Annotated in this window: 5 protein-coding genes; 2 read left to right on the top strand and 3 right to left on the bottom strand. The window is 70.4% G+C overall.

Annotated elements, in window-relative coordinates; genetic code table 11:
• Positions 1–149 precede the first annotated feature (149 nt).
• Complete coding sequence (locus tag L0H79_RS19265) at positions 150–656, top strand: glyoxalase/bleomycin resistance/extradiol dioxygenase family protein (protein ID WP_301486261.1); 507 nt, start codon at positions 150–152, stop codon at positions 654–656.
• Between the two features lie 112 nt (positions 657–768).
• Here L0H79_RS19265 and L0H79_RS19260 read toward each other — a convergent pair whose 3' ends face one another.
• From L0H79_RS19260 to L0H79_RS19250, 3 genes are all read right to left on the bottom strand, one after another.
• Entirely contained in the window at positions 769–2,571 is a 1,803-nt protein-coding gene (locus tag L0H79_RS19260) for an ABC transporter ATP-binding protein (RefSeq protein ID WP_301486262.1), read from the bottom strand.
• 2 nt (positions 2,572–2,573) lie between these two features.
• Positions 2,574–4,430 (bottom strand): ABC transporter ATP-binding protein, encoded by a 1,857-nt coding sequence (locus L0H79_RS19255; RefSeq protein ID WP_301486260.1) that lies wholly within the window; start codon positions 4,428–4,430, stop codon positions 2,574–2,576.
• Between the two features lie 143 nt (positions 4,431–4,573).
• The gene (locus L0H79_RS19250; protein ID WP_301486259.1) at positions 4,574–5,572 is read right to left on the bottom strand and encodes a hypothetical protein; all 999 of its coding nucleotides are present in this window, start codon (positions 5,570–5,572) and stop codon (positions 4,574–4,576) included.
• 153 nt (positions 5,573–5,725) lie between these two features.
• Here L0H79_RS19250 and L0H79_RS19245 point away from each other — a divergent pair, with 153 nt between their 5' ends.
• Positions 5,726–6,967: a GNAT family N-acetyltransferase gene (locus L0H79_RS19245; protein ID WP_301486258.1), complete on the top strand. Its 1,242-nt coding sequence runs from the start codon at positions 5,726–5,728 to the stop codon at positions 6,965–6,967.
• Positions 6,968–7,093: the final 126 nt, after the last annotated feature.

The raw sequence follows: 7,093 nt of genomic DNA, 5'->3' as shown, positions 1-7,093 counted from the left end.
CCGGGACGGGACTCACACCCGCCGGCCAGACACAGCTTCCAGGACGCACCATGTCGACAAGGGTAGGGGCGTCGCTGCGCCAGGACTCCGCCGGCGGCTGTCGCGAATCTGCAAGCCCGGTCCGCTCGCCGGCGCCTACCGTCGATGACATGAGCATCACGACAAACACACCCGCGGCGGCCGACGGCCGGTTCACGACCAACGGCATCCCGCACGGTTTCACGAGCCTCACCCCCTTCATCTCGGTCCAGGACGCTCGGGGGGCGATCGGGTTCTACCGGGACGTGTTCGGCGCCCGGGTCGTCGACATCACCGAGATGGGTGGGGTGATCGCCCACGCCGAGCTCGACTTCGGGACCGGCCACCTGCAGCTCGGCGAGCCGAACCCGGCCTTCCACCTGATCGCCGCACCAGAGGGTGAGGACGACTGCTACTCGATCGGGCTCTACTGTCCGGACGTGGACGGCGTCGTCGAGCGTGCCGTCCAGGCGGGCGCGACCGTGCGCGAGGCGGTCATGCAGTTCGTCTCCGGTGACCGGTTCGCGAGCATCCGGGACCCGTTCGGGGTGCGGTGGTCGGTGCTGACCCGGGTCGAGGACCTGTCCGAGCAGGAGAGCGCCCGTCGCGTCGCGCAGTGGGCTGAGCAGCACGGCTGAGCCACGGATCAGGTCGCCGGGACGGTCCGGGCGGCCCCCCGACCCACCACGCGCGGAGGCCAGCTGCGCCCGTGCCGGCGCTGGGCGGCATACCGATCGCCCGGTCGGCTCGTCAGAGGGCCTGCTGCTGGGCGACCCACGAGGCGTGCAGGCGCGTGTAGACGCCGCCTCGCCCGACGAGGTCGCTGTGGTGGCCCCGCTCGACGACCCGGCCCGCATCGACGACGATGACCTCGTCGGCCGCCTCGGCCGTGGACAGCCGGTGGGCGATGGCGATGCTCGTGCGCCCTCGCGTGAGCGAGTCGAGGGCCCGCTGCAGGCGCACCTCGGTGCTCGGGTCGACCGCCGAGGTCGCCTCGTCGAGGACGAGCAGGTCCGGGTCGGCCAGGTAGGCGCGGGCGAGCGCGACGAGCTGTCGCTCCCCCGCCGAGAGCGACTCGCCGCGCTGGCCGACCTCGGTGTGCAGCCCCTGTGGGAGGGCGCCGAGCCAGCCGTCGAGCCCGAGCTCGGTGAGCGTGAGGCGCACCTCGTCCTCGGTCGACTCCGGCCGGCCGAACCGGACGTTTTCCAGCAGCGTCCCGTCGAAGAGGAACCCCTCCTGGGGGACGAGGACGACCCGTTGGCGCAGGGAGGCGAAGCTGACCCGACGCAGGTCCGTGCCGTCGATCAGGACCCTGCCCGCACTCGGGTCCATGAGGCGGGTCAGCAGCTTGGCCAGGGTCGACTTGCCCGAGCCGGTCTCGCCGACGATGGCGACCCGGGAGCGGGGGTCGATGCCGAGGTCGATCTCGTGCAGGACCGGGTCGCCGCCTGGATAGGCGAAGCCGACGTCGTCGAAGGCGACCCGGATCGGGCCGCGGGGCAGGCTCACCCCACCCTCGGGGTCGGCGACGTCGGCGGGCGTGTCGATGATGCCGATCACGCGGCGCCAGCCCGCGACGGCGTTCTGCATCTCGTTGAGGATCTCGGTGGCCTGCTGGACCGGCTGGGTGAACAGGTTGACGAGGAAGAGGAAGGCGAGCAGCTCGCCGAGCGTGATCGACCCGCGGACGGCGAGCACGGTCCCGACGACGAGGACGACCGCCGTGGTCAGCCCAGCGACGAGCTGGCCGGAGGTGAACGCCAACACCGATCGTGCCTGCGCTCCGATCGCGGCCCGGCGGTGCGCCTCCACGGCCTCGTCGATCCGCTCGGCGGTGCGGTCCTCGACGGCGTAGGCGCGGATGGCCTGGGCTCCGACGACCGCCTCGGAGATCGCGGCGAGCATGTCACCGACCCGTTCGCGGACCCGCGTGTAGGCGCGGCCGACGATCCCCTGGAACCTCTGGATGATGACGAAGAGCGGGACGAAGCAGGCCCACACCACGAGCGCGAGGAGCGGGCTGTAGACGAACATGAGCACCGTCGCGAGGGTGATCTGCGCGAGGTTGATCATCAGCATGAGCCCGCCGAACTGGACGAACATCGAGATCGTGTCGACATCGGAGGTGACCCGGGACACGAGGCTGCCGCGGCGCTCGGTGTTCTGGGTCAGCATCGCGAGATCGTGGATGTGCCGGAACGCACTGACCCGCAGGGTCGCCAGCCCGCTCTCGGAGGCCGTGAAGAGCCGGACGTTGACCAGGTAGGCCGAGAAGGCGGTGACCAGGACCCCGGCGAGGGCGACCCCGACCCAGCCGAGCACGACGTCGACGTCGGGGCCGCCGGGCGCGAGGATGCCGTCGTCGGTGGTTCGCTGGACGACGAAGGGGATGAGGACCCGGCCGAGCGTCGACAGGACGGCGAGCAGGATGGTGACGCCGACCCCCTTGCGCAGCTCAGGAGAGAGCGCGAGGCCGCGCTTCAGGGTCTGCCACGTCGTCATCTCCTGGCCGGAGGCGATGCCGCCGTGGTCGACGAGCGGTGTGCTGCGCATGCTCACAGCCGCACCTCCTCGCCCGCTCCCCGCTGCTCCTCGGCGGCGATCGCCCCGCGCTCGGCCGCCTCCCGCGCATAGGCGGTGACGAGGCGCTCGTAGCCCGCGCACCTGGCCATCAGGGAGGCGTGGTCGCCGTGGTCGACCAGCCGGCCCTCCTCGATGTAGGCGACCTCGTCGGCGAGCAGGATCGTGGCCATCCGGTAGGCGACCACCAGCACCGTCGTGCCGCTGCTCGCCTGCCGCAGGCCCGCCAGGATCGCCTGCTCGACACTGAGGTCGACCGCCGAGGTCGCGTCGTCGAGGATCAGCAGCTGTGGGTCACGGATCACCGCTCGGGCCAAGGCGACTCGCTGGCGTTGTCCGCCGGAGAGGCTCGCGCCGCGCTCCCCCACACGGGTGTCGAGCCCCCGTGGCAGGTGCGCGACGAAGTCCGCGGCCTGGGCGACCTCGAGCGCAGCCCAGACCCGCTCGTCCGGGTGCGCCTCGCCGAGCGTGACGTTGCCACGGACGGTGTCATCGAACATGAACGTCTGTTGCGCGACGAGCGCCGCGACCTGAGACAGGCCACGGCGCCGGACCTCGCGCAGGTCAATCCGGTCGACTCGCACCACGCCCGAGTCGGGGTCGACCAACCGCATCATGAGCTCGGTGAGGGTCGACTTGCCACTACCGGTCGGGCCGACGAGTGCGACCGTCGATCCGGCGGGCACCTCGAGGGTCACCCCCCGGATCGCCGGGTTGTGCTCGATGATGCCGGACTCGGTGACCGCCTCGTGCGCGTAGCCGACGTCGTGCGCGGCGAGGTGGCTCGCACCGCCGGTCGGCAGGGCCCGCTCCCCATAGGCCATCGCGCCTTCGGCTCCGAGGACGGCCGAGACGCGGTCCCACCCCACGACGGCCCGGGGCAGCTCGGCCAGCACCCAGCCGAGCGCCCGGACGGGGAAGGCCATGATGGAGAACAGGTAGGCGATCTGGACGACCTCGGCCGCCGAGAGCTGGCCGCTGCGCACCCGCATCGTCCCGACGACGAGGACGGCCAGCGTGCCGATCGTGGGGATGGCCTCGATAGCCGGGTCGAAGCGGCCTCGGGTGCGGCCGACCTCGATGTTGGCGTCGCGCAGCTGGTTCGTCACGTGCAAGAACCGCTCGGTCTCGAAGTCCTCGCGGCCGAGGGACTTGACGATGAGGGCCGCCTCGAAGCTCTCGTGCGCGACCTCCGAGACCTCGGCCCGCAGCTGCTGCGCCCACGTCACCCGTGGGGACATGGCCCGCTGGAAGGCGAGGTTCGCGAGGAAGAGCAGCGGGAATACGGTCAGCCCGATGAGGGCCAGCACGGGGTCGACCACGACCATCTGGATGACGCCGAAGACGAGCATGACCAGGACCCCGATGGCCATCGGCAGGGGGGCGAAGACGTTCCACGTCGCCTCGACGTCGGCGTTGGCGTTGGAGAGCAGCTGACCTGACGGGTGGCGGTGGTGCCAGCGCAGCGGCAGCCGCAGGTACTGGCGGGTGACCTGTCGCCGGTAGCGCGCGCCGAGGTTGTACATGGCGACGCCCCCGGCGATCCGCCGGCCGATGACCCCGACGATCATGGCGATCACGACGAGTGCGACCGTCCCGCCGATGTACCAGAGCTGGCCGGCCGTCACGTGGCCCGCGGCTATGGCCGGGGTGATCGCCTTGTCAGTGACGTGCCCGATCGCCCACGCCGTCAGCGATGTCATGACGCCGTAGATGGTGCTGCCGACGACGGCGACTGCGAACCACCGCGGTTCGTCGTGGACTCCGCGTCGGAGCACGGCGAGCCCCTGGCGCAGGCTCGAGCGGGTCTGCAGGCTCGACAGGGTCGTCACGGCAGGAGACCGCCCGGCGAGCACGAGGCGAGGGCGAGCAGCGCGGGGGACACAACCACCGAGCCTCTCACGAGTCACACCCGGGACCGAATCGTGGTTTCCGGCCCCGCCTTGGAGTTTGGAGACCCGGGGACCGGCGCCGCTCAGGTCCCGTTCTGTTGCGCCTCCCACGTGGCGAGCGCCGTGTTGAAGGCGTCCTTGCGCTCGTAGTTGGCCTTGACCTGCCTCGTCTGCGTCGTGCCGTCGAGCACGTCGGCGACGTGCAGGTCGCCCACCTTCCAGACGCCCTTCTGGCTGGAGAACTCAGCCGCAAGGCCCATCGACCGGGACCGTGCGATGCGCATGTCCTGGGCCACGTTCGTCGATCCGGGGACACCACCCGCCGCGGCCAGCGGGGCGGCATGCTGCTTGAGCAGGTCGGCGGCGCCGAGCAGGAACAGCAGCGCCTTGCGTCGCTCGGAGACGGTCTTCATGGTGTCCATGAACATCTTCGCGATCTTCTCGACGTACTCGAAGACGCGCTGGACAGCGTCGTTCACTCCCTGCGACTGTGTGGCCGTCCACGCCTTCTTGACCCTCTCCTTGTACTTGACCAGCTTCCTGAAGTCGACATCCAGGAAGGTCCGCAGCGCCGGGGGCAGGGCGTTTCCCTCTGAAGGCGCGGTCATCGCAGGGCTGTCCGCGAGCGCGCGGGCGGCTTGGGCCGTCCGCTCGTACTGACCTACGAGCAGCGCGGCGGCATGGATGGCGCGGTACTCCATGAGGTCGGCCCGCGCATCGCCCTGGGGCTGGGCCTGACCGCGGGCCTTGCGGCCGGAGACGGCCATGTGCAGGTCGGGGAACTCGGCCTCCGTCCAGTAGTTGGCGCTGCCCGTCTTCGCCTGGCCGAACGCCTTCTCGGCCGGCCGCCGCGAATCGCTCTCAGTGTGTGTCTCGCCCACGACGTTGAGCTTGTCGGCCACCAGCGCACGCTGTAGCACCACTGGCCCGGTGCCGGGCGAGAGGCGCAGCGACCGCACCAGCGCGGCGTTGCCGGCCTGCTGTTGCAGCCTGAGCAAGCCGGAAGCACCGAGACCGCCAACCGCCGACCGCTTCGGCGACGGCATGCCGGTCCGCTCCGGGTCGTGGACGCGGTCGAACATCCGTGCCTCCTGAGCCGTCTACCCACCCAAGGCGATCTCATCATCGTATGTCGCGCTCCGGCGACGGCAAGGTCCGGTCGACTGCCCCTTCGGGCACGGTTGCGGCCCTGCACCCTCGACGCTGGTCACGGGGAGTTTGCGAGGATGGCCGGTATGTCCGCCCCTCGCCCCGTTCCGGCCACCCGGCTCACGGTGACGAGCGTCCGACCAGCTCGTCCAGCGGACCTGCCGCTGCTGCAGCCGATCGAGGCCGCGGCCGACCGGCGGTTCGCCGCCTTCTTCGACCTGGCCGACTGGCCGGCGCCCCCCACCGGGCAGGAGCGGGCGGCCGAGCCAGGATTCCTGCTCGTCGTCGGGCAGCCGGTCGTGGGTTTCGCCCATGTCCTCGAGCTGGGCCCGGACAGCGACCCGCACCTGCACCTGCACCTGCACCTGCAGAAGGTGTCGGTTCATCCGGATGCCGCTCGCCACGGTTTGGGCACGATGCTCCTGCTCGGCGCGCTCGGCGAGGCCCTCGACAGAGGACACGACCAGATCAGCCTCATGACCTTCGCCGACCAGCCGTGGAATGCCCCGTGGTATGCCCGATACGGGTTCACCGAGCTGGACGCTCACGGCTCGACGGGGGTCTCGGAGCGGACGTTGTCCAGCGTGCTGGCGCCACTGCGCAGGACCGAGCGCCGACTCGAGCTCGACCGACTGGGCCGTCGCGTCGCGATGGTCAGACCCCTCGCCGACCAGCCGATACCGATACCCGCGGTGAGCGTCATTCCGCTTCGCATGGGGCCTGCCGGGCTCGAAGTGTTCGTCCAACATCGTGCAGCGACAATGGATTTCGTCCCGGGCGCAGTGGTCTTCCCTGGTGGCCGGGTCGATCCGGGCGACAACGCCGCCGGAGCCCGCCTCGCCTTGCCACCCGACCTTGTGCAGACACATGCCTGGCGATGGAGGCATACGGCTCAGGCCGGCCCCGACGGTCTGACCGGGACGTGGGCCAGGACCCTGCTGGCCACCGGACTGCGCGAGCTCGCCGAAGAGACCGGAGCCTGCGTGGCACCCGATCGGCTTGTCCCGTGGGACAACTGGGTGACGCCGATCGGCTACCGCAAGCGCTTCGACGTGTCGTTCTACGTGTTGCCCGTGGAGCAGGACACGTTGTCACACACGACGACCGAGGCGACAAGGTCAGAGTGGTTGCCCTTGGATGATCTCGTCGAGCGAGCCGAAGCTCGGGAGCTGGCCCTGGTCGCCCCGACCCGAACCATCGTCGACGAGCTGCAAGCGCTCGGTTCGCTCGAGGCAGCCCTTGAACTGCAGCCCACCATCAGGCCAGTGCGCCACGACGTCACTCCGTTGCGACCGCGGGGTGTGAGTCGTGGTCGTGTCGGTCCGTGAGTTTGTGCAGGTCATTCCGCAGTCTGATTGTGGATGGCATAATCGGATGGGTGCGGCTCCCCTGGAGGGATATCAGGCGGCTGTCGTATCTGCGTTGTGGGCGTAGCGCGTTTGATGGGTCCGGTG

Source organism: Intrasporangium sp., assembly GCF_030452765.1.
In the GTDB taxonomy this organism is placed as follows: Bacteria; Actinomycetota; Actinomycetes; order Actinomycetales; family Dermatophilaceae; genus Intrasporangium_A.
This window is presented reverse-complemented; position numbering and strand designations above follow the sequence as displayed.